27 protein-coding genes are annotated in these 25561 nt (G+C 57.8%); 5 read left to right on the top strand and 22 right to left on the bottom strand.

Translation table 11 applies throughout. The features are described from left to right. Positions 1-20: 20 nt before the first annotated feature. The 18 genes from AC1QQ2_RS05290 to secG form a co-directional block, all read right to left on the bottom strand. Positions 21-530: a copper chaperone PCu(A)C gene (locus tag AC1QQ2_RS05290; protein WP_479712352.1), complete on the bottom strand. Its 510-nt coding sequence runs from the start codon at positions 528-530 to the stop codon at positions 21-23. Between the two features lie 39 nt (positions 531-569). Then, entirely contained in the window at positions 570-917 is a 348-nt protein-coding gene (locus AC1QQ2_RS05285; protein WP_479712351.1) for a hypothetical protein, read from the bottom strand. A 118-nt stretch (positions 918-1035) separates the two neighbouring features. Further along, positions 1036-1317, bottom strand: coding sequence for a 50S ribosomal protein L28 (rpmB, locus tag AC1QQ2_RS05280; RefSeq protein ID WP_067550008.1), 282 nt, complete (start codon positions 1315-1317; stop codon positions 1036-1038). Between the two features lie 126 nt (positions 1318-1443). Next, the gene (locus tag AC1QQ2_RS05275; RefSeq protein WP_479712350.1) at positions 1444-2241 is read right to left on the bottom strand and encodes an alpha/beta hydrolase; all 798 of its coding nucleotides are present in this window, start codon (positions 2239-2241) and stop codon (positions 1444-1446) included. After that, positions 2234-3223, bottom strand: a complete 990-nt coding sequence (meaB, locus tag AC1QQ2_RS05270; RefSeq protein ID WP_479712349.1) for a methylmalonyl Co-A mutase-associated GTPase MeaB — start codon at positions 3221-3223, stop codon at positions 2234-2236. Before meaB ends, AC1QQ2_RS05275 begins: the two co-directional genes overlap by 8 nt. A gap of 81 nt (positions 3224-3304) precedes the next feature. Beyond that, positions 3305-4501, bottom strand: a complete 1197-nt coding sequence (locus AC1QQ2_RS05265; RefSeq protein WP_105235734.1) for a DegT/DnrJ/EryC1/StrS family aminotransferase — start codon at positions 4499-4501, stop codon at positions 3305-3307. 81 nt (positions 4502-4582) lie between these two features. Continuing rightward, the gene (locus tag AC1QQ2_RS05260) at positions 4583-5887 is read right to left on the bottom strand and encodes an NAD(P)/FAD-dependent oxidoreductase (protein WP_479712348.1); all 1305 of its coding nucleotides are present in this window, start codon (positions 5885-5887) and stop codon (positions 4583-4585) included. A 223-nt stretch (positions 5888-6110) separates the two neighbouring features. After that, the gene (locus AC1QQ2_RS05255; protein ID WP_105235732.1) at positions 6111-7469 is read right to left on the bottom strand and encodes a glutamine synthetase family protein; all 1359 of its coding nucleotides are present in this window, start codon (positions 7467-7469) and stop codon (positions 6111-6113) included. Continuing rightward, positions 7466-8152: a type 1 glutamine amidotransferase gene (locus AC1QQ2_RS05250; protein WP_479712347.1), complete on the bottom strand. Its 687-nt coding sequence runs from the start codon at positions 8150-8152 to the stop codon at positions 7466-7468. Before AC1QQ2_RS05250 ends, AC1QQ2_RS05255 begins: the two co-directional genes overlap by 4 nt. A gap of 60 nt (positions 8153-8212) precedes the next feature. Then, positions 8213-9547 carry a glutamine synthetase family protein gene (locus AC1QQ2_RS05245; RefSeq protein ID WP_249943431.1) on the bottom strand — a complete coding sequence of 445 codons (1335 nt, stop codon included), beginning with the start codon at positions 9545-9547 and terminating at the stop codon, positions 8213-8215. Positions 9548-9725: 178 nt separating this feature from the next. After that, positions 9726-10532 carry an ABC transporter permease gene (locus tag AC1QQ2_RS05240; RefSeq protein ID WP_479712346.1) on the bottom strand — a complete coding sequence of 269 codons (807 nt, stop codon included), beginning with the start codon at positions 10530-10532 and terminating at the stop codon, positions 9726-9728. Further along, on the bottom strand, positions 10529-11413 hold the full coding sequence (locus AC1QQ2_RS05235) for an ABC transporter permease (RefSeq protein WP_067550537.1): 885 nt from the start codon (positions 11411-11413) through the stop codon (positions 10529-10531). The genes AC1QQ2_RS05240 and AC1QQ2_RS05235 overlap by 4 nt, the downstream gene beginning before the upstream one ends. 78 nt (positions 11414-11491) lie before the next feature. Continuing rightward, a complete protein-coding gene (locus AC1QQ2_RS05230; protein ID WP_479712345.1) occupies positions 11492-12220 on the bottom strand; it encodes a transporter substrate-binding domain-containing protein in 729 nt (242 codons plus the stop codon). Positions 12221-12339: 119 nt separating this feature from the next. Then, positions 12340-13113 carry an ABC transporter ATP-binding protein gene (locus AC1QQ2_RS05225; protein WP_479712344.1) on the bottom strand — a complete coding sequence of 258 codons (774 nt, stop codon included), beginning with the start codon at positions 13111-13113 and terminating at the stop codon, positions 12340-12342. 145 nt (positions 13114-13258) lie between these two features. Next, a complete protein-coding gene (locus tag AC1QQ2_RS05220; protein ID WP_479712343.1) occupies positions 13259-13696 on the bottom strand; it encodes a tellurite resistance TerB family protein in 438 nt (145 codons plus the stop codon). 42 nt (positions 13697-13738) lie between these two features. Next, a complete protein-coding gene (locus AC1QQ2_RS05215; RefSeq protein ID WP_479712342.1) occupies positions 13739-14521 on the bottom strand; it encodes a 23S rRNA (adenine(2030)-N(6))-methyltransferase RlmJ in 783 nt (260 codons plus the stop codon). Between the two features lie 98 nt (positions 14522-14619). Beyond that, positions 14620-16263: a CTP synthase gene (locus AC1QQ2_RS05210; RefSeq protein ID WP_479712341.1), complete on the bottom strand. Its 1644-nt coding sequence runs from the start codon at positions 16261-16263 to the stop codon at positions 14620-14622. Positions 16264-16438: 175 nt separating this feature from the next. Next, complete coding sequence (gene secG, locus AC1QQ2_RS05205) at positions 16439-16810, bottom strand: preprotein translocase subunit SecG (RefSeq protein ID WP_249945871.1); 372 nt, start codon at positions 16808-16810, stop codon at positions 16439-16441. A 242-nt stretch (positions 16811-17052) separates the two neighbouring features. On the opposite strand from secG, the gene AC1QQ2_RS05200 reads away from it, so the two are divergent. Together AC1QQ2_RS05200 and AC1QQ2_RS05195 are read left to right on the top strand one after the other, a co-directional pair. Beyond that, positions 17053-18348: an adenylosuccinate synthase gene (locus tag AC1QQ2_RS05200; RefSeq protein ID WP_479712340.1), complete on the top strand. Its 1296-nt coding sequence runs from the start codon at positions 17053-17055 to the stop codon at positions 18346-18348. Then, positions 18348-18560, top strand: coding sequence for a DUF2842 domain-containing protein (locus AC1QQ2_RS05195; protein ID WP_105235723.1), 213 nt, complete (start codon positions 18348-18350; stop codon positions 18558-18560). Before AC1QQ2_RS05200 ends, AC1QQ2_RS05195 begins: the two co-directional genes overlap by 1 nt. 66 nt (positions 18561-18626) lie before the next feature. On the opposite strand, the gene AC1QQ2_RS05190 is transcribed toward AC1QQ2_RS05195, so the two are convergent. After that, positions 18627-20510 carry a hypothetical protein gene (locus AC1QQ2_RS05190; RefSeq protein WP_479712339.1) on the bottom strand — a complete coding sequence of 628 codons (1884 nt, stop codon included), beginning with the start codon at positions 20508-20510 and terminating at the stop codon, positions 18627-18629. A 239-nt stretch (positions 20511-20749) separates the two neighbouring features. Between AC1QQ2_RS05190 and AC1QQ2_RS05185 the strand changes: the two genes are divergently transcribed. Beyond that, positions 20750-21397: a thiamine diphosphokinase gene (locus AC1QQ2_RS05185; RefSeq protein WP_479712338.1), complete on the top strand. Its 648-nt coding sequence runs from the start codon at positions 20750-20752 to the stop codon at positions 21395-21397. Here the strand turns inward: AC1QQ2_RS05185 and AC1QQ2_RS05180 are convergent. The 3 genes from AC1QQ2_RS05180 to AC1QQ2_RS05170 are packed head-to-tail and all read right to left on the bottom strand — an operon-like array spanning position 21394 to position 24398. After that, the gene (locus AC1QQ2_RS05180) at positions 21394-22314 is read right to left on the bottom strand and encodes a DMT family transporter (protein ID WP_479712337.1); all 921 of its coding nucleotides are present in this window, start codon (positions 22312-22314) and stop codon (positions 21394-21396) included. The genes AC1QQ2_RS05185 and AC1QQ2_RS05180 overlap by 4 nt on opposite strands. Before the next feature lie 36 nt (positions 22315-22350). After that, a complete protein-coding gene (locus AC1QQ2_RS05175) occupies positions 22351-23724 on the bottom strand; it encodes an L-serine ammonia-lyase (protein ID WP_479712336.1) in 1374 nt (457 codons plus the stop codon). Then, a complete protein-coding gene (locus AC1QQ2_RS05170) occupies positions 23724-24398 on the bottom strand; it encodes a glutathione S-transferase family protein (RefSeq protein ID WP_479712335.1) in 675 nt (224 codons plus the stop codon). Before AC1QQ2_RS05170 ends, AC1QQ2_RS05175 begins: the two co-directional genes overlap by 1 nt. Positions 24399-24552: 154 nt before the next feature. Here AC1QQ2_RS05170 and rpiA point away from each other — a divergent pair, with 154 nt between their 5' ends. Continuing rightward, a complete protein-coding gene (rpiA, locus tag AC1QQ2_RS05165) occupies positions 24553-25341 on the top strand; it encodes a ribose-5-phosphate isomerase RpiA (protein WP_105235718.1) in 789 nt (262 codons plus the stop codon). An 86-nt stretch (positions 25342-25427) separates the two neighbouring features. Next, positions 25428-25561: FAD-dependent oxidoreductase (locus AC1QQ2_RS05160; RefSeq protein ID WP_479712415.1), on the top strand; the 134-nt coding region annotated here is incomplete at its 3' end.

The following is a 25561-nucleotide window of genomic DNA, read 5'->3' as shown; positions in this document are numbered from 1 at the left end:
GATCCAACTGACGCTGTCAATCAGTTGTTCATGTTGCCGTGGCCCATATTGCTGTGGTCCATTTGACCTTGGTTCATTTGGCCGCCTTGGGGCTGACGTTCGAGGTCGACAGGGATATCGACGGTGATTTCGCCCGCTTCACGGAACACGAGGGTCACGGTGACGATATCGCCTTGTTCCATCGCGTCCTTGAGGCCCATGAACATCACGTGGTCAGCACCACGTTGCAGAACGTGTTCGCCGCCAGCAGGGATCGGGAAGCCACCTTCGACCTGACGCATCTTAGCGACGCCGTCTTCCATGATGTGGGTGTGCAGTTCGACCTTTGCCGAAATGTCAGAACGGGCGTCGATGAGTTGGTCATCGGTGTCGCCTGTGTTGGTGATCACCATGAAGGCAGCGCCAGCCATAGCCGACATGCCAGACGACCGCGCATAGGCGTCGTTAACGGTGATGATGCTCTCAGCCGAAGCAGCGGTTGCGAAAAGTGTAGCGGCAACTGCCGCCAGTTTAACGGATTTCAAAAACATTGGATTGTCCTGTGATGTGTAGATGTTTGATGTTGAGGATCAAACGATCAGAGGCGGTCCTCTGGCCGAGGGCGTCAGGCGCTGCGCTTCGGCTGCATGGATGTCATGGACCGGAAGAAGGGTTAGAGCACGGCCAATGACGATCCGCTGAGGCAGATCCGGTGTCGCCAGCGCGACAATCACATTCAGGGCACAGTCTGGACAGATATGACGCGGACCGACGGGTTTCCCATCCGCATCAACGGCGACTTCGACAGCGACCTCACCAATACACAACACAGTCGTGCCAACGGCGCCTGTCTGCCCACGCAATATCGCCATTTCCTGCGAGGTGACGGTCACCAGCAGGGCAAGCGCGATAGCAATGAGCGATCTGAGCCAAACCATGGGGCAACCATTATCACCGCCGATCAGGCGGGAAAAGGGGCAGCGCGTCGCAGGGCCTACAAACGAAAAAGCCCAGACAGTGATGTCTGGGCTTTGACGAATTCGGTAGTCAGTCAGATTAAGCAGATGCTTTAACGACTTCTTTTTTGATTTTGAGTGCTTCGCTCGACAGCTCGGCGTCTTTCGCCTTGAGGAGGAACGCATCAAAACCACCGCGGTGGTCAACAGTACGCAGCGCAGCGGAAGAAATCCGCAGGCGGAACGAACGGCCCAGTACGTCAGAGATCAGAGTGACGTCCTGAAGGTTCGGCAAGAACCGGCGACGGGTGCGGTTTTTAGCGTGGCTGACGTTGTTGCCCGACATCGGGCCTTTGCCAGTGAGCTCGCATTTACGCGACATGGGTATATCCTTATTTATTGGTTCCAGCCACCAGGGCCAGTTTGTTAAACGGGCAATAGCCCAACAGGCCCCACACCTCGTGGAACCAGTTATGAGCGCTGGCAATAGGTCGATTCCGCGAAACGGTCAAGCCTGCAATGAGGCCGACCGCTGTTTTGCCCATGCGGCGGCCTCTGGAAACCTGTCTTTGCCGCGTTGTGACAGTCGGTCGAGGTAAAATGGCACGTCGCGGCGTAATTCGCGATGCATCTTGGTCAGCACCGTCGGGTCAGGCGGATCAGAGAGAAGCGCCCGCACCGTGGCCCCGTAACGACCGCCCCGCGTGATGACTTGGGTCGCGGGGTGTCCTCCAAACGCCAGCCGTGCAATCCGAAGGGCGGGGAAAATCATCTGGAGCCGCTCTGCGTGCCATAGGTCCAATCGGTTCATGGGGTCGACCGCAATGATCCCCTTTAGGGTCGGCACCGCTCTGGGCTCTAGCGCACCGAGCCTCTGGTCATAGTCACCAGCCTCAGCGCGATAGCGTTTGTCGAAAGGCACATCATCAGGATGGATGGACCATTGGGGCGAAACAGAGAGCACCCGTGTGGCGCCAATCGCGCGGGCAAAGCGGAGGGCACCATAGGCCCCCATCGAAAACCCTACCGCAGCCACATCGCGATACGGTTTCGCCACGGTCTCTAATACCCGTTCGGCGGCGGTGGTTTCACCGTTGATGAACCAATCGTTTACCGATGTGCGAACGGAAATTTGGTCATAGCCGTGCCGATCATAGACGTTGATCATATTGGGCGGCTTAAAGCCTGTACGGCCAATTTCACGGCTGTCAAAGGACACGAGCAGTTTGTCGTGGCCCCGCGCAAAATGGGTCAGGCGCAAACGGGCGCCATCGAAAATTCGGATGCCGTTGTCGGCCTCAGCCACCTGTGAACCCGTCCAAGACCCGCGCAGCGGCTTGGGTCGGGGTGGTTTCGCCGTGTTGCAATTGCTCTTCGGCCTGCGCAAGACGCGCCGCCAAGGCTGGGTCGCGTTGGAGCCGTTCGAGGAGTTGTAAACGCACCTCTTCGTGGAACCAATAGCGCGCTTGTTCTGAACGACGCACATCCCAATGCCCCTCGTCGCGGCGCCATTTGGCGAGCGTGGTCATTTCTTCCCATGCCTTCGCGATGCCATCGCCCGAATAGGCGGACACGGTCATAGCTTTCGGGAAATCGGCGGGATCTTGGGGGCGTTTGCGCAGCAGGCGCAGGGCACCCGCATAGTCCGCACAGGTGCGGGTCGCTTGTGGTTTGAGGTCGCCGTCTGCCTTGTTCACAAGGATCAGATCGGCAATCTCCATGATGCCGCGTTTGACGCCCTGCAGTTCGTCGCCACCCGCAGGAGCCAGAAGCAGGGTAAAGATATCGCACATCTCAGCGACCATCGTCTCGGACTGACCGACGCCGACGGTTTCAATCAGAACCACGTCAAACCCTGCCGCCTCGCAAAGCGCGATAGCCTCACGTGTGCGACGCGCCACGCCGCCCATTTGTGCCTGCGATGGCGAAGGGCGGATAAAGGCATTCGGATCGCGGCTTAGCTGCTCCATCCGCGTTTTGTCGCCAAGGATCGACCCGCCAGACCGTGCGGAAGACGGATCAACGGCAAGCACGGCAACACGCAAGCCAGAGCTAGTGAGCCCAAGGCCAAACGCTTCGATAAAGGTGGATTTCCCGACGCCAGGTGTGCCAGACAGACCGATGCGCAGCGCCTGTCTATCCGTGCCGAGGGCATCAAGGAGGTCCAGCGCAAGCGCGCGGTGATCGGCGCGGCCGCTCTCAACGAGGGTGATCGCGCGAGCAAGAGCACGGCGGTCGCCTTGTTTCAGGTCTGCGGCGGTCGCGGGAATATCGAATGGTTTTGCCATACAAACTGTTTAGCGGATGGCACGAGCCTGTCCAGTGCGGCGGTGGGACGCGGGGTGAATTGGCAAAAGTAGGTGGCGCGGTTATTCCGCTGCTACCGTGTCGAGCGATTGCCCCATGACCGTTTGTGCTGCGTCGATCAGAGCGCCAGCCACCACATCACATTCCTCAAGCGTGAGGCGGGCAGGGAGGCGTACGTCGCAGGCATTCATTAGCATCGCGCGGGTTTGTGGCAGGTCGGGTGTTTCGCCCAAGAACTGCCAGTTCCAAAAGGCACGCGCGTTGTCTTGGCTACGACCAAAGACTTGCACTTTGATGCCGCGTTCTGCGGCTGCGGCGGCAAAAGCTTTGACCGCGTTGTCGCCCATGCCAACGAGGTTGAACTGGATCGAGTCCGGCGCGCGGTCTTCGGCGGCGAGTTTGTCGGGCACCGAAATCCAAGGCGAGGCGTTCAGCTGCGCTGCCACGTGGTCATGGTTGCGACGACCGTCGGTGATACGGCGGTTGATCTCTGGGATCTGGGCACGAACGATGGCGGCAGAGAGGTTGTTGAGGCGCACGTTGTAGAGTGGCAGTTGGTTCTGCCAGCGTTCAAACGCCTCTTTGAGGCCCATGTTTTTGTTCCAGTTGTGCTCGTAGGCACCAGACATGATGACTGCGCGGGCGATCAGGTCGGCGTCGTCGGTGACGAGGATACCGCCTTCGCCAGAGTTGAGCATTTTGTAGCTCTGGAAGCTGAAACAGCCGATCTGACCGATGGTGCCGATGTTTTTGCCGTGCCATTTGGTGCCGAGGCTGTGGGCGGCGTCTTCGACAACGGGGATACCTGCGGCGTCACAGGCCTCCATAATTGCGTCCATGTCAGAGGTGTGGCCGCGCATATGGCTGATGATGACCGCATCCACATCGGAAAGCTTGGCGCGGAAATCATCCATGTCGATGCGGTAGTTGTCGGCACATTCACACAGTACGGGAATACAGTCGGCATGCACGATCGAGGATGGCACAGCGGCGAATGTGAAAGCTGGAATCAGGACTTTTGCGTCGCGGGGCAGGCCGAGAGCTTTGAGCGAGAGGAACAGAGCCGCAGAGCAGGACGACACAGCCAGCGCGTATTTAGAGCCGAGGAATGCTGCGAATTCTTGCTCCAGAAGGTGAACGGGGGAACCCTCGTTTGTGTAGCGGAACAGATCGCCAGAGGTCAGGAGACGTTCGACTTCGGCCAATGCAGAGGCTGGGATTGCTTCGGCGTCATAAACATTCGGCGGCAATGTGGTCATTTTGGGATTCCCGAAAAGTCATTTCGGAAATCCTTAACACATGCATTGTTACAATTCTACGAATGTCTGCCTTAAAGGCGATTAAATGCCGAGTTTGTCGCGCAGGCGGAACCATGCCATGGCGAGGGTCAAAAGCGGACCTTGGGCCAGATGGCCTGCGGGGTAGGGGCCTTGGGGGATGGTACTGAAGGTGTCAAAGCGTTCGGCCTGACCTGCGACCGCTTCGGCCATGAGTTTACCAGCCAGACCCGCCAATGCGACGCCATGACCAGAGTAGCCAGAGACCGATAGAACATTCGGCGCAACGCGGCGCACGACAGGCAAACGTCTGACCGAAATGCCGAGGGAGCCACCCCAAGTATGAGTAAAGGGCACGTGACGGATTTGCGGGAACATCTCGCCCATGCGTTTGTGCAGTTTGCTGCCGATATCGTCGGGGAACTGGCGCGTGTAGTTGGCACGGCCACCGAACAACAGACGGCGATCTTCGGTCAGGCGGAAATAGTTCACCACGTTCGATGAATCGCAGGCGGCGATGTCTTCGCCGAGCACCTTTTCGGCCAAATCACCCAAGGGTTCGGTCACACCGATAAAGCTGTTCACGGTCATCACCCGCGCATCATTTCCACGATCAAGGCCACGCATATAACCATTGCCCGCAAGGATCACATGATCCGCCGTGACGGTTCCGTTTTCGCAATGAACGACTGGCTTTGCGCCGTGCTGGATGCGCTTTGCCTCAGTCATTTCATAGATTTGGGCGCCAGCGGCCTCTGCCTCGCGGGCGAGGGCGAGGACATAGCGGAGCGGGTGAACATGGCCCGCGCGTCGGTTGATGGTGCCACCCGCGTAGAGTTTGGAATTGACCAAACGGCGGAACGCCTTTTCGTTCAGGACCGTCGTTTCATGACCTGGATAGTGTTTGTCCATCAAGTCGTAGATGCGGCGCTCCATCTCGACATCTTTGGCGTCAAAGCTGCCGTGCGCGATCCCGTGGCGAAAATTCGCTTCGGGTGCGTATGTGGTGCAGAAATCTTTGACCATGTCGGTGGCTTCGTGCGCCAGCTTCCATAGGTCTTGAGCCAGAGGCTGGCCGATCCGCGCACCCAGCCAGATTTGGCTTTTGTTGTAATCGCTCCCGACCTGCCCGCCATTACGACCAGAGGCACCCCAACCCGCGCGGTGCGCATCAAGGACAATCACCGACAGCCCCCGTTTGCGCAATTCCCACGCCGCATGAAGGCCCGTGTAGCCCGCACCGACGATCACAACGTCCGCCTTTTGATCCCCTGTCAGGGATGGGCGCAGCGCAGGAAGTGGTGTGGTTGCCGCATACCAAGAGGGCGGAAATTCACCGCGCGTATCGTTGCAATAAAGCGGGTTCATTCGTCACTCTTGGGTTCGATGGCGACCGTGAATTGGGTTTTCTTTACGGGCTGCGCGACCTCGACCTTATCTTCGCGAAAGGCCGAAATGCCGTTGAGAGAGGGGCTGTTTTTCATGCTCAACCGTCCTATGGACTTCTGAGCCTTTCCCCCATGCGAAAACATCCCCGCCGACCGTGGTCCGGTTGGTTTTTCCATCTTTGTCGGGCGGCGGGTTGGTTTCATCAGACGTTCAACAGCAAATGTTCACGTTCCCACGGGCTGATCACCTGTAGAAACTCTTCATATTCGGCACGTTTCACGATGGAATAGACGCGTGCGAATTCTGGGCCGAGGATGTCGTGCAGCGTGGTCGCCTCTTCGAAGAGGTCGAGAGCGTCACCCATCACGCGCGGCAGATCCTCGTCACCCTCATAGGCATCGCCTTTGAACGACGGACCTGCGCGGTGTTCTTCCATCATGCCCAAGTAGCCGCAGGCCAAGGACGCAGCGATGCCAAGGTATGGGTTACAGTCCATACCAGCCAAGCGGTTCTCAATCCGACGTGAGGACGGACCAGAGAGCGGCACGCGGATACCGGTTGTGCGGTTATCGCGGCCCCACGCAAGGTTGATCGGGGCGGCATGGTCGCGCACATAACGGCGGTAGCTGTTCACATAGGGCGCCATCACGGCAATTGCGGAAGGCAGGTATTTCTGCATCCCACCGATGAAGTGATAGAACGCGTCCGTTTCGCCACCCTGCGGACCAGAAAAGATGTTCTGACCCGTTTCTATTTCTTTGACCGAATGGTGGATGTGCATCGCGCTGCCGGGTTCATCCGCAATGGGTTTCGCCATGAAGGTGGCAAAGCAGTTGTGGCGCAGTGCGGCTTCGCGGATCAGGCGTTTGAAGTAGAACACCTCATCGGCCAGTTTCACAGGGTCGCCGTGCTGGAGGTTGATCTCTAGCTGACCTGCGCCGCCCTCTTGGGTGATGCCGTCGATCTCGAACCCTTGAGCTTCGGCAAAGTCGTAGATGTCGTCGATCACAGGGCCGAATTCGTCAACTGCGGTCATCGAATAGGCCTGACGTGCCGCAGCAGGGCGACCAGAGCGGCCCATCATCGGCTCGATTGTCTTTGCGGGGTCGAGGTTGCGAGCGACGAGATAGAATTCCATCTCGGGCGCAACAACGGGTTCCCACCCTTGCTTGCGATACAGTTCCACCACTCGTTTCAGAACGTTGCGGGGCGCATATTCGATCGGGTTGCCCTTGCGGTCGTAAGCGTCGTGGATCACCTGCAGCGTCCAGTCGCCCGTCCACGGTGCAGCGGTCGCTGTGTCGTAGTCAGGCTTCAGGATCATATCGCGTTCGATAAAGCCGTCCTCGCCCGCTGCATCCCCCCACTCACCTGTGATGGTTTGGTAAAAGATGCTGTCGGGCAGGTGAAAGTATTCTTGGCGCGCGAACTTGGACGCGGGAACGGCCTTGCCGCGGGCAATGCCGGGCATATCGGCGATAATACATTCAACTTCGTCTAAACGGCGGTCCTTCAGGTATTCCTGAGCCGCCTCGGGTAATTTTTCAGTCCAGTCGGTCATGACTGTGGCTCTTTCTGTTTAAAAAATGCGCCGATGCGACGGGCCAGAATGGCGCTATCGGTCGGCTTTTCCGTGTTTTCGATCGCAGTATCGATCAGCGGATCAGGCACCACGCCCCGCCCACGGCTTTCGGCCAATTTGCCGAGGAAACCGTTCGAGAACTCAGGGTGCGCCTGCACGGTGAACGCTTTGTGCCCATAGCCAAGCGCGGCATAGGGGCAGGTGTCGTTATAGGCGATGACTTTGGCATCTTTGGGCAATGCGACCACTTGGTCCTGATGCCACGCGTTAAGCGCCACAGCCTCGCCTTCGAAGTTGTAGACCTGACGGCCAACCATCCAGCCCTTATCAGACTTTTCGACCTTACCGCCGAGGGCTTGGGCGATGATCTGGTGGCCAAAGCAAATCCCGACCAGAGGAACAGCCGCCGCATAGACCGCGCGAATGAAGTCTTCGAGCGGGGGAATGAACGGCAAGTCCTCATAGGCGCCGTGGCGCGATCCAGAGATCAGCCAGCCATCCGCCGCATGAACGTCGTCGGGCAATTCGCCATCAACGGCAAACCACGTTTGAAAGGTAAACCCCTGACCAGCCAGTAGGTTTTGAAAGAACACGTCGTATTCGCCGTGTTCCGGCCTTAGGTTTTCGGGCGAATGCCCAGCGATCAGAATGCCGATCTTCATAAGTCACCAAATAAGGAGCGTTAACTCAGGCTACCTGCGGTTTTCACAGGCGGCAATGGGTCAGACGGTATCCAGATAAAGGTCTAGGATTTCCTGTTCCGACAACTCGCCCAGATAATGGAGTTCTTGGCGCTTCGTCATCACAAGGTTGTCAATCAGTGTCCGTGGAAAGACACGTTCCGCAAGGAAAGAGGTCTCGAACCGATCAATGGCTTGGGCCCACGTATCGGGGATCTGCGCCATTTCCTGTTCGTAAGCGTTGCCGCTGATGGGCGGCGGCGGGGTGAGTTTGTCCTCGATCCCGACCAGAGCCGACCCCAGCACCGCAGCGAGGAACAGATAGGGGTTCACGTCGCCCCCTGCCACGCGGTGTTCGATCCGACGAGCAGCGGGGCTACCCCCTGGCACGCGGATTGACGCTGTGCGGTTGTCGTAGGCCCAGCAAATGCCTGTTGGCGCATGGCTTTCGGGCACAAGGCGCGCATAGGAGTTTTCATGCGGGGCAAAGACCAACGCCAGATCAGGGATGCCACGCAGACAGCCCGCAATCGCGTGCTTGAGCGTATCGGTGCCCTCAAAGCTGCCGTCGGCAAAGACGTTATTCCCGTCCTCATCCACGACCGAGAAATGGACGTGCAGACCGTTGCCTGCGTATTCCTCATAGGGTTTCGCCATAAAGGACGCTGCCATCCCGTGTTTACGGGCAAGGCCGCGCACCAGCATCTTGAACAGATAGGCGTCATCAGCGGCTTTCAGGGCGTCGGCCACGTGGACGAGGTTCATTTCGAACTGGCCGACACCAACCTCTGAGGTCGCCGCCTCAGTTTCGATCTCCATCAGATCGCAAGCGTCGTAGAGGTCATTAAAGAAGTTATCGAAAGCATCCAGTGCACGCAGCGACAGGATTTCGCCACCCGCGCGGCGTTTTCCTGACCGAGGGCTTTTCGGCTGCTGGATTTCTTTGCCACTGTCATCGATGAGGTAGAATTCCATCTCGAAGGCGACGACAGGTTTCAGGCCCAACTCGGCATAGCGTTTGACGACACGCGACAAGGCGTGGCGCGGGTCACCGTCAAACGGCACGCCCTCTTCGGTGAACATCCACATCGGCAAAAGCGCCGACGGGGTCTGGAGCCACGGCATTGGAACATAGCCGCGCTCGGTCGGGAACAGCATCCCGTCAGGGTCGCCAACTTCGAAAACCAAGGGGCTGTCTTCTACGTCTTCGCCCCAAATATCGAGGTTCAAAACGGACAGCGGGAACCGCATGCCTTCGGTTTCCATCTTACGCGCAAATTTAACAGGGATGCGTTTGCCCCGTGCCTGACCGTTAAGGTCGGCAGCGCCCGCGCGAATGCTGCGGATATGCGGATTCTCGTCCAGCCAACTACTCATGTCTCACCCGTTTAAGAGGGCCGTTGACAAGGCAATGGTACGGGGTGGCGCGCGGAATACGCAGCCACGTCACAGGTCCATGCCCTTGGCCCTTCATTGATCGGATCAAACCCCGTCGCTTGGGTTGTAGCTGCCGCTCGCGCGGACCCACCCGGTAAATTTGATCAAATTATGTATACTACCGGATCAGATTTAGACGCAAGCGTATTTTAGCACGATTTGTTTGCGGCAAATGGCGGTTAAGCTGTTTGTTGATCAGCCCGAAGGTGGCGATCACGGTCAGCGTCAGCAAGATAAAGAACCCAGCGAGGATCGGGTAAGGGATAAACGGGTTGAACGTTTTGTCCGCAAAATAGCTTGCGTAATAGAGGGCATCACCCATCTGGCTGCGGGCAGGGAAGCCCGACATGAACACCAGTGTCGTCGCATGGAACAGGAAAATCGCTTCGTTCGTGTAGGCAGGCCACGCGAGGCGGAGCATGGTCGGGAAGGTGATCCGACGGAACCGTTTCCAGCCCGACATGCCGTATGCATCTGCGGCCTCAATGTCGCCTTTGGGGATCGACATCAGTGCGCCGTAAAAGATCTCTGCAGAATAGGCCGCCGTGTTGAGGAACAACACGATCAACGCGCCGAGCCATGCCGAGGTCAGCGGCGTAAAGATCGGATAGGCGCCCTTGAGGCTCTGGAAGGTAAAGTAGGCAAAGAAGAACTGGATGAACAGCGGCGACCCACGGAACACAAAGATGAACCACTCCGCTGGTTTGCGGAACATCGGGTTGTGGTGCGCTTTGCCAACTGCGGTCGCAACGGCCAAGAAGAAACCCGACACCAGTGCCAAAAGGCCAAAATAGATGTTCCAGATCATCCCCGATCCGATCAGCACGACCTGCTGACAGATGGTAAAGTTATCACGCGGCAGTAGCCGTTCGCCAATGCCCAAGCTGCGCAAGCCGTAGTCCGATAGGATATCCCAACAGGTCATGCTGCAGCCTTTCTCTGGGCTTCGCCAGCGGCGGTCGCTTGACCACGTGTGAGGCGCGACATGATTTTATCGAGCACGACTTCGGAAACTTTGGTGAAGCCGAGGTAGAAGACCAAGAGGGCGAGGAAATACCACATCCGCCAGTCGCCGTGCGGGTAATCGGTGAACTTTGCGGTCTTGGTAGCGCCCAATTCGCGGGCCCAGTACACGATGTCCTCAACACCGAGGAGGAACAGCAGCGGCGTGGCTTTGATCAAAACCATCCAGAGGTTCGACAGACCGGGCAGGGCGTAAACCCACATCTGCGGGACAAGCACGCGCCAAAAGGTTTGGCGCTGTGTCATGCCGTAGGCCTCGGCCGTTTCTAGCTGGGCATGTGGCACGGCCCGCATTGCGCCCGACAGAACGTTCGCCGCAAAGGCCCCAAACACGATCGCAAAGGTCAGCACAGCAAGAGAGAACCCGTAGGTTTCATGCACCCACTGGGGCGCGGTGCCCAAGGGTAGCTTTGCCTCGGGGCAGACGACGAAATCGTTGCCCTGACGGATCGGCATATCCCAGTCGGGACATTTCACCTCGTGCCGGATCCACTCAAAAAACTGATCGAGCGCGATGACGAAGAATAGGAAGAAGGCGATATCGGGCACGCCTCGAACGATCGCGGTATATCCCTTCCCGAACCAAGCAATTGGAAGGATGCGCGAGCGTGCGGCGCTTGCCCCTGCAAAGCCGAAAAACAGCGCAACAGGTGCTGTGATGGCCAGCAACAACAGGACCGTCCCAATAGACCAGTAGATCCCCAGATGTTTGCCTGTGGTCAAATAGCAGCTGAGCCATTCGATGCCTTCGAGCGAGGCTGGATCGGAACAGAAACTGAAAATAGCTGCCACCGTCTGTTGAGAGGATAGAGAAAACGGGGCGACTGGTGTCAGTCGCCCCGCGGTATTCAGGTCAGGCGATTAGAACTGCTCGCCGATTTCCCATTTTGCGATCAGCGCGTTGAGCGAGCCGTCTGCTTTCATCGACTGGATCGCAGCGGTGAATTTGTCGCGCAGTTCGGTATCCGACTGACGAACGCCCATGCCAACGCCGCCACCGATGAGAACGTCGTCACCAGTGAACTCGAGGTCAGCTTCAGCTTCTACGACAGGAGCAAGGAACGCTTTGTCAGCGAGAACCGCATCAGCTTCGCCGTTGCGAACTGCTGCGATCGACTCTTCCGGAGTTGCGAACTCGAGCAGGGTTGCGCCCATTTCAGCAACGTAAGACGCCTGAATGGTTGCGGCCTGTGCTGCAATCACTGCGCCAGCGAGGTCAACATCGTTGCCTGCAACAGCGACGAATGCCGACGGATCGGGCTGGGTGTAGTTTTCGGTGAAGTCGATGACTTGCTTGCGCTCGTCGGTGATCGACATGCCGGCGATGATGGTGTCGTAGTTGCCCGATACGAGGTTCGGGATGATCGAATCCCAATCGTTGGTTAGCCACTCGCAGGTTAGTCCAGCGCGTACGCAGAGTTCGTCGCCAAGTTCCTTTTCGAAGCCATCAATTTCACCAGCATCGTTGATGTAATTGTACGGAGCATAAGCACCCTCCGTGGCCAAGCGAACGGTTGTGCCATGGCCTTCAGCCAGTGCTGCGCTAGCGGTCAGCGCGGCAATCGCGGTGCTGAGGATAAGGGTTTTCATTGGTCTCTCCCAAAGGTTGGTGGGCTGTTGCCCGTGGAATCGCCCCTTAACGGGACTTTGTGGTTGTCTGTGTGACGCATCGTGCCAAAATTGACCATCGGGTCAATCAGCACGGCCCCTTAATGGAGCGAATGCGACAAAAATTGTTGGAGACGCTCAGATTTCGGCGCTCCAAAGAGCGCATCTGGTGCGCCTTCTTCTTCGATCAAGCCTTGGTGCAAGAACACGACATGATCAGAAATATCCCGTGCCATCCGCATATCGTGGGTCACGATCATCATCGTGCGGCCTTCTTCGGCCAGTCCACGGATCACTTTCACCACTTCCTGCTCTAGCTCGGGGTCCAGAGCCGAGGTCGGTTCGTCAAACAATAGCGCCTCAGGCTCCATGCAGAGCGCGCGCGCAATTGCGGCACGTTGCTGCTGCCCGCCTGACATCTGCGCAGGGTAAACATCGCATTTGTCGCCGATACCTACCTTATCGAGGTACATCCGCGCCTTCTCTTCGACCTCGGCCTTATCACGGCCCAGCACGGTCACAGGCGCTTCCATCACGTTCTGCAGAACGGTCATATGCGCCCAGAGGTTGAACTGTTGGAACACCATCGACAGGTTCGTCCGAATACGAAGCAACTGTTTGCGATCCGCAGGTCGACGCAGCAGGCCTTCGCCTTTCCACGCAACAGGCTCACCCTTGAACAGGATGTCGCCTTTTTGGCTGTCTTCCAAAAGGTTGGCACAGCGCAACAGCGTTGATTTCCCTGACCCCGACGAGCCAATGAGCGAAATGACCTGTCCGGCCTTGGCGCTGATATCCACACCCTTGAGAACCTCCAAGGCGCCATATGCCTTGTGTAGGTTGCGAATTTCGATGACGGGGCTGTTCAAAGTCACGGCGTCTGTATTCCCTGTTTGGCTGCGGAGTAGTGCGGAATTTTCTGTCCAGCGCAACGTCCATTATGGGTTGACGTTAGGGCCACTCGACCGATTTGCGCAATCCATTTGCCCGTTTTGTGCATTTTGCTCGCTTAAGGTGCGATTAGTTTTTCGTAATCGCGATACGGATGCGGTTGCTGTCCTGATCGGTAAAACCAAGCAGCGGCGCGACCATCCGCATCAACGCGTCCTCATGCTGGTCCCGTGAACCGTCAGTCAAAACGACTTCCCACATGGCACGCACCACGGCTTCGCGGTCGTCGAGCGGGATGGCTTCTTTGATCACGCGGGTGAATCGAACAGTGTCAGGCGCCTCGGCCTCAATCGTTTCACATTCCTCTCGGAGCGCCTTTGCCTCTGCCTCAGACAGCCCAAACCGTGCACCCAAAATCCGATCAATCCGCGCCTTTTCTTCGGGGGCGTAGTGGTTATCGGACCGCGCGATCCGAACCAAAAGCGCACCGATCGCACGGCGGGCATCCACATCGGACAGTGGGTCTTGGGCGGGGGCGGTCAGACGCCGCAGGAAATCAGCTATCATAAGAGAGGTATAAGCCCCTGTAGACCCGTGGGAAAGTCCCGCTCACGCCAAAGTGCCAAAGAGCTTGGATAGACGCGCTGATTCTTCGGTGAACCCGTAGGGAGCGTTCACCACAAACATCCCCGACCCGATCATACGGTGGCCATTGCGTGCAGGCGGGAATTTCACCTCGTGTCGGATCCCATCAGGAATGGCCTGTTCTAATGTGCGCAGCATCGGTTTGTGCGGCCCGTCCTTGAGGATCGGATACCAGAGCATCAAAACGCCCACGTTCCACTTTTTGTGCACCTGCACCAAAAGGTCCGCCATGGTTTTGTAGTCGTCCTTGATCTCGTAGGGCGGATCAACGAGCAGCACACCGCGCCGTGGCTCTGGCGGTAAAATGGACTTCGCATATTCCACGCCGTCCCGTTTGACCCGAACCGCACGCCCCGCCATCAACTCGTCTAGCGCTGCGAATTCCTTGGGGTGCAGCTCGGCCAACTGAAGGTTGTCCATCGCCCGCAGCGCCCCCGCTGCAACCAGCGGCGATCCAGGGTAGGCGTCGCGCCCATGTTCATCACGAACACCCTTCAAGACCTTCGCATAAGGATGATCCGGCGCGAACCAGCCACGCTCTTCCGCTACCGCTATCCCTGCCGCCGCTTCCCCTGTCTTCAACGCTTCAAACGACCCAAGGTCATAAAGCCCGCGCCCCGCATGGGTCTCAACGTAGGTCAGCGGCTTATCTTTCTTGGTCAGATAGGCCAGCACCCACGCCAATAGCGCGTGCTTTTGCACATCAGCTAAATTTCCAGCGTGATAGATATGTTGATAAGAAAGCATCGCCCTGCCTTTGTGCCCCAAATATCCCGGAGGAGTCTGCATCGCAGACGGGGGCAGCGCCCCCAATGAAACACGGCGCCCGAAGGCGCCGTAATCCGTTAGACCAACCGCGAGTTTTCGACCGCGGCCCGAACGAAGTCCGCAAACAGCGGGTGCGGTTCGAACGGCTTGGATTTGAGCTCTGGGTGGAACTGAACGCCGATAAACCACGGGTGGTCTTTCCACTCGACGATTTCAGGCAGACGACCATCAGGCGACATACCAGAGAAGCACAGACCAGCCTCTTCCAGTTTCTCGCGGTATTTTACGTCGACTTCATAACGGTGACGGTGACGTTCTTCGATCTTGGTTTCGCCGTAGACGTTCGCCACTTTGGACCCATCGAGGAGCGTCGCGTTATACGCGCCCAGACGCATCGTGCCGCCTTTCGCGTCATCCGCTTTGCGGGTCACGGTGTGGTTGCCCTGAACCCACTCTTTGAGGTGGTAAACAACGGGTTCGAAACGCTTTTCGCCTGCTTCGTGGTCAAACTCTTCCGACCCTGCTTTGGCGATGCCAGCCGCGTTGCGCGCTGCTTCGATAACCGCCATCTGCATACCGAGGCATATGCCCAGATACGGGATGTTGCGTTCACGTGCGAATTGCGCCGCTTTGATTTTGCCTTCGGTGCCGCGTTCGCCAAAGCCACCCGGAACCAGAATCGCGTGGTAGCCCGACAGGTGTTCGCCAACGTCTTCGCGGTCGAATTCTTCTGCATCGACCCAATTGACGTTGACCTTAACGCGGTTCGCCATGCCACCGTGAACCAGTGCTTCTTTGATCGACTTATAGGCGTCCTCAAGCTGCACGTATTTGCCAACAATCGCGACGTTCACTTCGCCGTCGGTGTTGTGAATACGGTCTTGGACGTCGAGCCAACGGTCGAGGTTCGGTTTCGGCGCAGGCGCAATGCCAAAGCAATCGAGAACTGCCTGATCCAGACCTTCGCCGTGGTAAGCCAGCGGTGCCTCGTAGATCGACTTCAGGTCGTAGGCTGCAACGACGTGCTCTTTGCGGACGTTACAGAACAGGGCGATCTTTTCGCGCTCACGCTCTGGGATCGGCTGTTCGGAACGGCAGACCAGAACGTCGGGGGCCAGACCGATGGATTGCAGCTCTTTTACGGAGTGCTGGGTCGGTTTGGTTTTCAACTCGCCCGATGCTGCGAGGTAGGGCAGCAGCGTCAGGTGCATCAGAATGCACTCACCACGCGGCTTTTCGTGGATGAACTGGCGGATCGCTTCAAAGAAGGGCAGGCCTTCGATGTCGCCCACGGTGCCGCCGATTTCGCAGAGCATGAAATCAACTTCGTCTTCGCCGATGCGGATAAAGTCTTTGATTTCGTTGGTGACGTGCGGAACCACCTGAATGGTTTTACCCAGATAATCGCCACGACGCTCTTTTTCGAGAACGTTGGAATAGATGCGGCCCGACGAAATAGAATCGGTCTTGCGAGCAGGAACGCCTGTGAAGCGCTCGTAGTGACCAAGGTCGAGGTCTGTTTCTGCACCGTCATCGGTCACGAACACTTCGCCATGTTCAAACGGGGACATCGTGCCAGGGTCAACGTTCAGGTAGGGGTCAAGCTTGCGCAGGCGGACCGAATAGCCACGCGCCTGCAACAGCGACCCGAGAGCAGCAGAAGCAAGCCCCTTGCCGAGGGAGGACACAACACCACCAGTAATAAAAATGAAACGTGCCATGGTCAGGCATCCCCCGTGAGTCAATCCGAAATCATGTGGAAACGCTGTCCGAATCTATCGAACAAAACGCAGTATCACGGGAGTTAAGTATAACCGGAATCGCCCCGCGAACGCAACCGGGTACGCAACATGATGTTGGGGCAAATGCCCCAAAACCTATACGTAGTGGTAAGACTTAGTTTGCAGGTGCCGGCGGCAGAGTGCTGTCAACCGACGGCGGAAGCAGGTCGCTACCCAAGCCCGGCAGTGCAGGTGCATCAGCCGCAGGTGCCTCTTCGACCGCAGCAGGAACCGCAGTATCAAGTGCAGACGCGGTGCTTGCGTTCTGCTTTGCAATGATCGTCAGAGTGATCGAGGTTACGATAAACGCGGCCGCCAGACCCCAAGTCACTTTACCCAGTGCAGTTGCCGCACCACGTGCAGACACGAGGCCATTGCCGCCGCCGCTGCCCATGCCGAGGCCGCCGCCATCAGACTTCTGCATTAGCACAACGCCAATGAGGCTGAGGGCGAGGATCAGGTGGATGACCAGTACGACGCTTTCCATAGGGCTCTTCTCTGCACTTTCGTGAACGGTGGGTATCTAGAAGGTCAGTGCGTTCCCCGCAACCCCTCAACGTGACCGAGTGTCGGTTTTCTGCAGTCTTGCACCTTTGACGGGTAAGTCAGCACATTAAATTGGACGAAACACGCATTCGTATCGGTTCTATGACAGATTGCGGTTTCCTGCCTCGTTCTACCCCGTTATACGGGCGCGGGTTTTGAGCCGGAAATCGAGGAGACTCAGGTATGGCCAACGTAGTTGTCGTCGGCGCTCAGTGGGGCGACGAAGGAAAAGGTAAGATTGTAGACTGGTTGTCGGAACGCGCTGACGTGATCGCGCGTTTTCAGGGCGGTCACAATGCAGGCCATACGCTCGTTATCGACGGGAAAGTCTATAAACTGCACGTGCTGCCGTCTGGCGTTGTGCGTGGCGGTAAGCTTTCGGTCATTGGTAACGGTGTTGTTCTCGATCCGTGGCACCTCGTCAAAGAGATCGCGACCGTTCGTGAGCAGGGCGTAGAAATCACGCCAGAAACGTTGATGATCGCGGAAAACACTCCGCTGATCCTGCCGATCCACGGCGAACTCGACCGCGCTCGCGAAGAAGCCGCAAGCCAAGGCACAAAGATCGGCACCACCGGTCGCGGCATTGGCCCGTGCTATGAGGATAAAGTAGGCCGCCGCGCAATTCGCGTTGCTGACCTCGCGGATGAGGCAACCCTCATCGCCCGCGTCGACCGTGCACTGCAGCATCACAACCCTCTCCGCAAAGGTCTGGGTATGGAAGAGGTCAACCGTGACGACCTGATCCAGCAACTCAAAGATATCGCACCGTCGGTTCTGGAATTTGCGGCTCCTGTTTGGAAGGTTCTGAACGAAAAGCGCAAAGCTGGTAAGCGTATCCTGTTTGAGGGCGCACAAGGCGCGCTGCTCGACATCGATTTCGGCACATATCCGTTTGTGACCTCCTCGAACGTTATCGCAGGTCAGGCGGCGACGGGCGTTGGGATTGGTCCGGGTTCGATCGACTACGTTCTCGGCATCGTCAAAGCATACACCACTCGCGTTGGCGAAGGTCCATTCCCGACCGAACTGCACGACGCTGATGGCGACCGTCTGGGCGAACGCGGCCACGAGTTCGGCACCACCACTGGCCGTAAGCGCCGCTGTGGTTGGTTCGACGCTGCTCTGGTTCGCCAGACCTGCGCGACCTCGGGCATCACTGGTATTTCGCTGACCAAGCTGGACGTTCTGGACGGTTTTGAGACGCTGAAAATCTGCGTGGGCTACGATCTCGACGGTAAGAAAATGGATTACCTGCCGACCGCAGCTGACGAACAGGCACGTTGCACACCGATCTACGAAGAAATGCCGGGCTGGTCGGAATCGACCGAAGGCGCACGGTCGTGGAACGATCTGCCTGCAAACGCGATCAAATACGTCAAACGCGTTGAAGAGCTGATTGAATGCCCTGTGGCGCTTCTGTCGACCTCGCCAGAGCGTGACGATACGATCCTTGTTACTGACCCGTTTGCTGACTGATGGACTATAAGAAACGGAAACGCCTGTCGCTCTTGATCCTCATTGTGGGGATGCCGCTCTATGTCATTTTCGCGGTGACGGTGATGTCGAACATCGACCGCCTGCCAAAATGGTTAGAGCTGCCCACTTACGTGATCTTGGGTCTTGCATGGGCGTTGCCGTTTAAATGGGTCTTTCTCGGGATCGGCAAAGAAGATCCTGATCAGAAATAAGCACTCGCGATATCAAACGTAAAAAGGGGCCGGAAAACCGACCCCTTTTTTCATTCTGTTGTGCCCTTATCCGCGAGCGGCGCGGGGCTCAGGACGGAACCGTGTGCCTTCGGCAACTTGAAAACGACCGTTGCGGACCTTGCTGATACGACCCTCACGCAGGAGCGTGCCGAATACGCGCAGACCGTCTTCGCGGTTAAAGTCGTCGTCTTGCAGAACCTCACGGACCTTTTTCATCACATGCGGACGCGAGAATTCCTCGTGACCTTCGACGAAAGAGGTATAAGCCGCTGCCGCTTCGAGAAGGTCGGGCAGGCTATGCGCACCCATTTCTTCGACATAGTCGGCAAAGCTCTCTGCATCGCGGGCATCAATCGTTGAAACCGATTCCGTTGCAACACGGCGCGGACGCACAGGGGCAACGGGACGAGCGGGAGCGGCCTCTTCGGGGGCCAGATCGACGCGTTGGGCGGCAACCAGTTTGAGCGGCGCAGGACGCGGACGCTCTGTGCGGGGCTGATCGTCCCCACGTTCGGCGCGACGGGGCAGGACGCCACCAGCGGTCGGACGTGTCGGGCGAACTACCGCGCTCAGATCGCTGCGGAAATCGGTCTCTTCGTCTTCTTTCGATTTGACCGGCTCACCCATGCGGCGGGCCGCTTCGGTCGCTGCAACTGCGGCCTTCAGGTGGCTCAGCGTACGACGACGCAGATCGGTTTCCGGCGCGCGAAGCTGTTCGTCCGTGCGGTCCAAGATGCGGGACATGTCACGGGCGTCAGCCTCGGGCTCGCGGTCCAGCAGGGCGCGGGCACGTTGGTCGCCACGCGCATCTGCAACTGGCTCTTCGTCCTCATCCTCGTAGTCGTCTTCCATAACGAAGGCGTTCTGCGATTCGATTTCGTCGGCGTCAAAGTCGTCTTCGTCGTCATCCAGCGCGGACAATTCGCGCAGGAGGTCGGCTTCTTCTTCGTCAGAGAGCGAGCTATCCGCGTCGAAATCAATGTCGTCCGCACCATCCAAAGAGGCGAGGTCGAATTGGTTTGCTTCGGCTTTTTTCGCTTCAACCTCGGCCGCGGCGAGTTTGGCCATAATGCTGGCCTCAACAATATCCGCATCGTCGTAGGTTTCGTCATAGTCGTTTGCTGTGGTGTCATCGGCCCAGTCTTGGACCTCTTCGACAGGCTCTTCGGTCGGTGTCGCAGCAAGCGCAGCAGCAACAACGTCCTCATCAGCTTTGTCAGCCACCGCTTCGATGGTGCCGTTGTTCAGCGCACGGTCAAATTCCGAACGTTTCAAACGGATCACACGAGTGCGGCGGAGCGGGGCGGCCTCCTGCGGCGATGCCACATCGGCAACAGGAGCAGACTGTTGCGCAACGGGTTCAGCCGCAGGGGCGTCCTCACCAATCGTGTCCTCTGGTTCATCAAAGGTCACTTCGGTCTCTGCGATTGACACATCCATCGGCGCGACCTGAGCGGGCACTTCTTCCGTGGCATCAATAACAGAGCCAAGGTCAAAGTCCTCTTCGGGTTCGGAGGCGTGAATGTCTTCGATGTAATCGGATTCGCCGGTCGACGATTTGCCAACGACAGCGCGGATACGCTGAAGTTTCGCGGCAACGCTTTCGGACATTGCGGGCGCTGGGGCGGGTTGCGGCGCAACTCCTTCCACGACCTCAGGTGTCTCGACGGGCGGCGGCATAACAGGTGCCACGCTCGGCGCAACGGCCTGCGGTTCTTCTGCCACGGGTTCGGCAGCGCGATTTTCCGAGGCCGCCAAGGCAGCCGCACGCAACACGATCCCAGATGATTCCATACGGGCTTCGACCCGACGCGCAATTTCGTTTTCGGCAATGCGCGCCAGCATTTCTGCATCCGGTGTTGGGGGTTCAGCCCCAAAATATCTATCGTCCGCCGCCAGATCGCGGAAATATTCCGCAATGGCCTTCATCGTGTCGAAGGAATCATCGAATCCCTCAAGTGTGCACGCGAAGGTTCCGTAGGAGACGGTTAAAATCTTGCTCGATCCAACCATAACTACATGCGCTCGCTTTCTTTCCCCTAGTCCAGTAATTCACTCTCTGACGTCCAATTGGTTCGTAAAACGGAACGAAATCAGGTTATGGACGGTATTATTTCGTGACCCTTTTGGGGCAAGTTGCGAATTTGTGGACAATCAATGGGTCGGTAATGGGAACTGTTGCTTATAACGAACCAGTCACGCTGATCGGCGGTGCGCAATCTGGCAACGATGAGATTAGCACCGCTATGCGGTTAGCGCCAAGGATTGTTGCAGCTGATGGTGGTGCGGCGCAGGTTATGGCTGCTGGATACCGTCCCGAGCGGGTCATTGGTGACCTCGATAGCCTGTCTGACGATTTACGCCTTAGCTTGGCCGATGTGATCGAACATGTCAGCGAACAAGAGACGACCGATTTCGAAAAATGCCTGATGCGGATTGATGCACCGCGCATTCTGGCCTTGGGGTTCATGGGTGGTCGAACTGACCACCAGCTCGCCGTTCTCAATGTTGTGGCCCGCTATGCGGACCGACGCGTGGTTTTGTTGGGGGCGGGCGATTGTGCGGTTGTCGTTCCCAAAGATGGGTTGTCCCTCACATTACCTGTTGGGGACCGAATTGCCCTGATGCCTTTGGGGGCGTCACAAGCATGGACAACGGGGTTGCGGTGGAACCTCGATGGTCAAGCCCTCGCGCCTGATGGCATGATCAGTTCCTCGAACGAGGTCGCTGGCCCGATCACGGTCCGTGCCTCTGGTCCCGTTCTTCTCTCGACTTCCGCGGCCAATTTGCCCGCGCTCTGGTCCGCGCTGGGTTAAAGCTCGGCTGGAACTTTCAAACGGACCTTGCCCTTTTCGGTCAGCCGTTCGCGGTGAATGATGTAGAGCCCTGACGACACGATGATCGCGATGCCCGCCCACGTTAGCGAGTTCGGGAAGTCTTGGAATACCAAAAGGCCCAAGATCGCGGCGCTGATGATTTCCAAATAGTGCAGCGGCGCGAGGGTCGCAGAGGGTGCGAACCGCAAGGCGTAGGTCATCATGAGATGCGCCAGCGCTGACGCGGCACCAACCCCAAAGAGCCAAAGCCAAGTGATCCCTTCGGGCATCACGGGGACGTGGGCATCCCATTTGCCAATCCAAGCGGCCCCAACAAAGAGGCTACAGAACAGCGCCGTCAGAACCGAGGTCGCGAACTGCATCGGAATCGGGTGCATTTTACGGCTGAGCGATCGAGTCTCTAGCATATAGAGCGCGAAACACAGCGCCGTACCAAGGGGGTAGAGCGCAACAAGGCCAAAGGTCACGAGGCTCGGTTGAATGACTAAAAGCGATCCACCGAACCCGACAACCGAGGCGATGATACGGCGCATCCCGACCTCATCGCCAAAGAGGAACTTGCCAAGGATCAGCAGAATGAATGGCTCCACAAACGCGATAGCAAGCGCGTCAGCGATGGGCATTTCATTCGTCGCCGCAACAAAGCAATAGGTCGAAATGCCAAGAAACAGCGCACGCCGCACCAGTGGCCAGCGCAGCGATGGATCACGCGGGATGGCGTGGCGCAAGAGAACCAGAACGGGCAACATGATCGCCGCCTGCACGATGAACCGCGCAGAGGCGATTTGCATCACGGGGGTCGTATCCGTCGCCAGCTTTGCGAAAACGTCCAAAATGGGCGCCGTCACACAAAAGCCGAGCATCAGCAGAATACCGGGCAGGATGCGGTCGTTCATGATCTCTCCGACAGAGTGAGGATATCCGCGCCAGCTTCAGCAGTTTGGCACGTTCACGGCAAGCCCGCCGAGAGAGGTTTCTTTGTATTTCGCGTTCATGTCGACGCCAGTCTGACGCATCGTTTCAATCGCGGCATCCAGTGGGACGAGGTGGGTGCCATCGCCACGTAGCGATAGGGACGCCGCCGATACAGCCTTGATCGCGCCGAGGCCGTTGCGTTCGATACATGGTACCTGAACCAAGCCACGCACAGGATCGCAGGTCATACCGAGGTGGTGTTCGAGAGCAATCTCAGCCGCGTTTTCGATCTGTTCAGGCGTGCCACCCATGACAGCCGCGAGGCCCGCCGCAGCCATTGCCGACGCGCTGCCAACCTCGGCCTGACAACCACATTCCGCGCCAGAGATGGACGCGTTGTATTTGATCAACCCACCAATCGCGGCGGCGGTGAGTAGGAACTCGGGCACTTTAGCAGCAGTCGCACCTGGGACGTGGTCGAGCCAGTAACGGATCACCGCAGGGATCACGCCTGCCGCACCGTTGGTCGGCGCTGTGACGACCTGCCCACCAGCCGCGTTTTCTTCGTTCACGGCCATCGCGTAGGTTGCCATCCAGTCGTTGATCTGGTGCGGGGCCGAGAGGTTCATACCGCGTTCCGCCATGAGGCTGTCGTAAATTCCCTTCGCGCGGCGTTTTACAAACAGCCCACCCGGGAGGATGCCATCACGGGTCAAACCGCGATCAATGCATTGGTTCATAACGTCCCAAATACGTTCCACACCACGGTTCAATTCGTTCAAACCACGGCGCGAAAGTTCGTTTTTACGCTTCATATCCGCAATCGACAGCCCGCTTTCCGCCGCCATGTCGAGCATCTCTTTGGCGGACTTGAACGGGAAGGGCACAGGCGCACCGTCATCGGTGTCTTTCCCTGCAGCGAGTTCTTCAGCCGTGAGGACAAAACCGCCACCGACCGAATAATAGGTCACTTCGGTGATCACGTCGCCTTGGGCGTCGAGCCCGCGCAGGATCAGACCGTTGGCGTGACCTTCAAGGTTAGGACCGTAGTCAAAGATCACGTCGTCCTTGGGGTTAAAGGTCAGGACGGGCAGACCTTCGGGCGTCACGGTGCCTTCGGTTTTGATCCGTTCCAGCTCTGCATCCGCTTTTTCAGCGTCGTAAGTGTCAGGCAGGAACCCAGCGAGACCGAGGATCACAGCGCGGTCAGTCGCGTGACCCACACCCGTAAACGCCAATGACCCATGCAGCGACGCACGCAGTCCAGCCACGCTAAACGGCTGTTTGCGCAGGTGGTCGAGGAACATCGCACCCGCCACCATCGGGCCCATTGTGTGCGAAGACGACGGGCCAACGCCCACCTTGAACATGTCAAAGACAGAGAGAAACATTAGAGTGCGCTTCCTTCGGGGGGATTAGGATATGTCGGTTTAGAGAACGGCGTCGATCCCAGACCTTCGGCCTGCATCGCGGCCAAGGTTGCGGGACGGTCGTCCATCATTGTGCAGAAGTCAAACAAGGCGGGCCATTTCGATAAATCGAACCACGCCGTGTCACTGATAGGGTAGAGCGCCAGCCACCGCAGCAGCGGCGCCACGTATGTTTGCAGGATCGACGGTGCCGTCAAATCAGGACCATCGGCCAGAATATCGAGAAGCCCTTCGATGCGAACCTTTGTTGCCTCGCGAAACTCAATCGGGTGATCGGGGCTGAATTTCTCGGGGTAGAACAGCATCCGCAATGCGGGGTGCAAAGTGTTCGCCACCCAAAACAGCCATTTCAGGAAATCGCCACGGGCAGGGCTCTGCGGATCAGGGGCAAGTGCACCGTGCCGATCGGCCAGCCACAACAGGATCGCACCCGTTTCAAACATCACCCCATCAGGGGTTTCCAGAACGGGGATCAGACCATTGGGATTGAGGGCGAGGTAGGCTGGATCGCGCTGGGCGGACTGGCTCCGATCCACCAAAACGGTGTCATAGGGCACGCCCAATTCCTCTAGCGTCAACCGAACGCAGAGCGAGGCATTGTCAGGGGCAAAGTGCAGGCGATAGCGCGTCATCATTCTGCGAGTGTATCTGGCAAAACCACACCGCTCTGTCCGATAACGACATTGGGGCAGAGTTTTACGCCCAGCGGTTCGGGTTTTTCGACCACGCCCCTCGCCAGTTGTGGGGGAAGGCCCTATAAGATCGGCAACATCCATGAGGAGCTGCCATATGCCCATCGATCTGTCCCCAATCGACAAAGCCAAATTCGTCGCCGCGAAACGCGCAGCGCAGTTTGTAGAAAGCGGCATGAAGGTCGGTTTGGGCACGGGATCAACGGCGGCTTGGCTGGTGAAATGCCTAGGTGAAATGGTCCGCGAAGAGGGCCTGCGGATCAAAGGCGTGCCCACCTCGACCCGTACCGCGATCCTCGCCCGCGAGGTTGGTATCGACGTTATCACACTGGATGAAGCGAAATGGCTCGACCTGACCATTGATGGCGCGGACGAATTCGACCCGCAGTTGAACCTGATCAAAGGCGGCGGTGGTGCACATCTTCAGGAAAAGATCGTCGCGACGGCATCGGACCAGATGATCGTGATCACCGACGCTTCTAAATCGGTCGAAACACTCGGCGCGTTTCCTCTGCCGATCGAGGTGATCCCCTTCGGCTGGCAGACCACGAAATCCATCGTCGAAGAGGCGCTGATCGGCATGGACGTTCTCGGCCGCGACGTGACGCTGCGGATGAACGGCGATGCGCCTTTTGTGACCGACGAAGGGAACCATATCCTCGACCTGCATCTCAAACGGATCGGCAACCCACGTCAGCTGAGCTTTGTTGTGAACCAAATTCCTGGCGTCGTTGAAAACGGTCTGTTCCTTGATGTCTGTGATGCGGTTGTCATCGGCTACGGCGATGGTCGCGTTGAAGTGCGCGATATTCACGAGGGCACGATCACCGAGGACAAGTTCGATTTCCTCGGCGACGATAACATCTTTGGCGATATCGCAGATTAAGCGACTGCTGTGTGCGTGGGGGCAGATTGACCGCCCCCGAATGGCCCACCACATCAGGGCTAAATAGTTTTAGACGGAGACATCCTATGTCCTTTGATTATGACCTCTTTGTCATCGGTGGCGGTTCGGGCGGTGTGCGTGCCGCACGCGTTGCTGCAGCCACTGGCGCAAAGGTTGCCTTGGCCGAAGAATACCGCATGGGCGGCACCTGCGTGATCCG

The sequence above is a fragment of the Aestuarium sp. genome (assembly GCF_023253315.1).
Lineage (GTDB): Bacteria > Pseudomonadota > Alphaproteobacteria > Rhodobacterales > Rhodobacteraceae > Marivivens > Marivivens donghaensis.
Note: the sequence above shows the minus strand (reverse complement) of the source record. Positions and strands in the feature narration are given on the sequence as shown.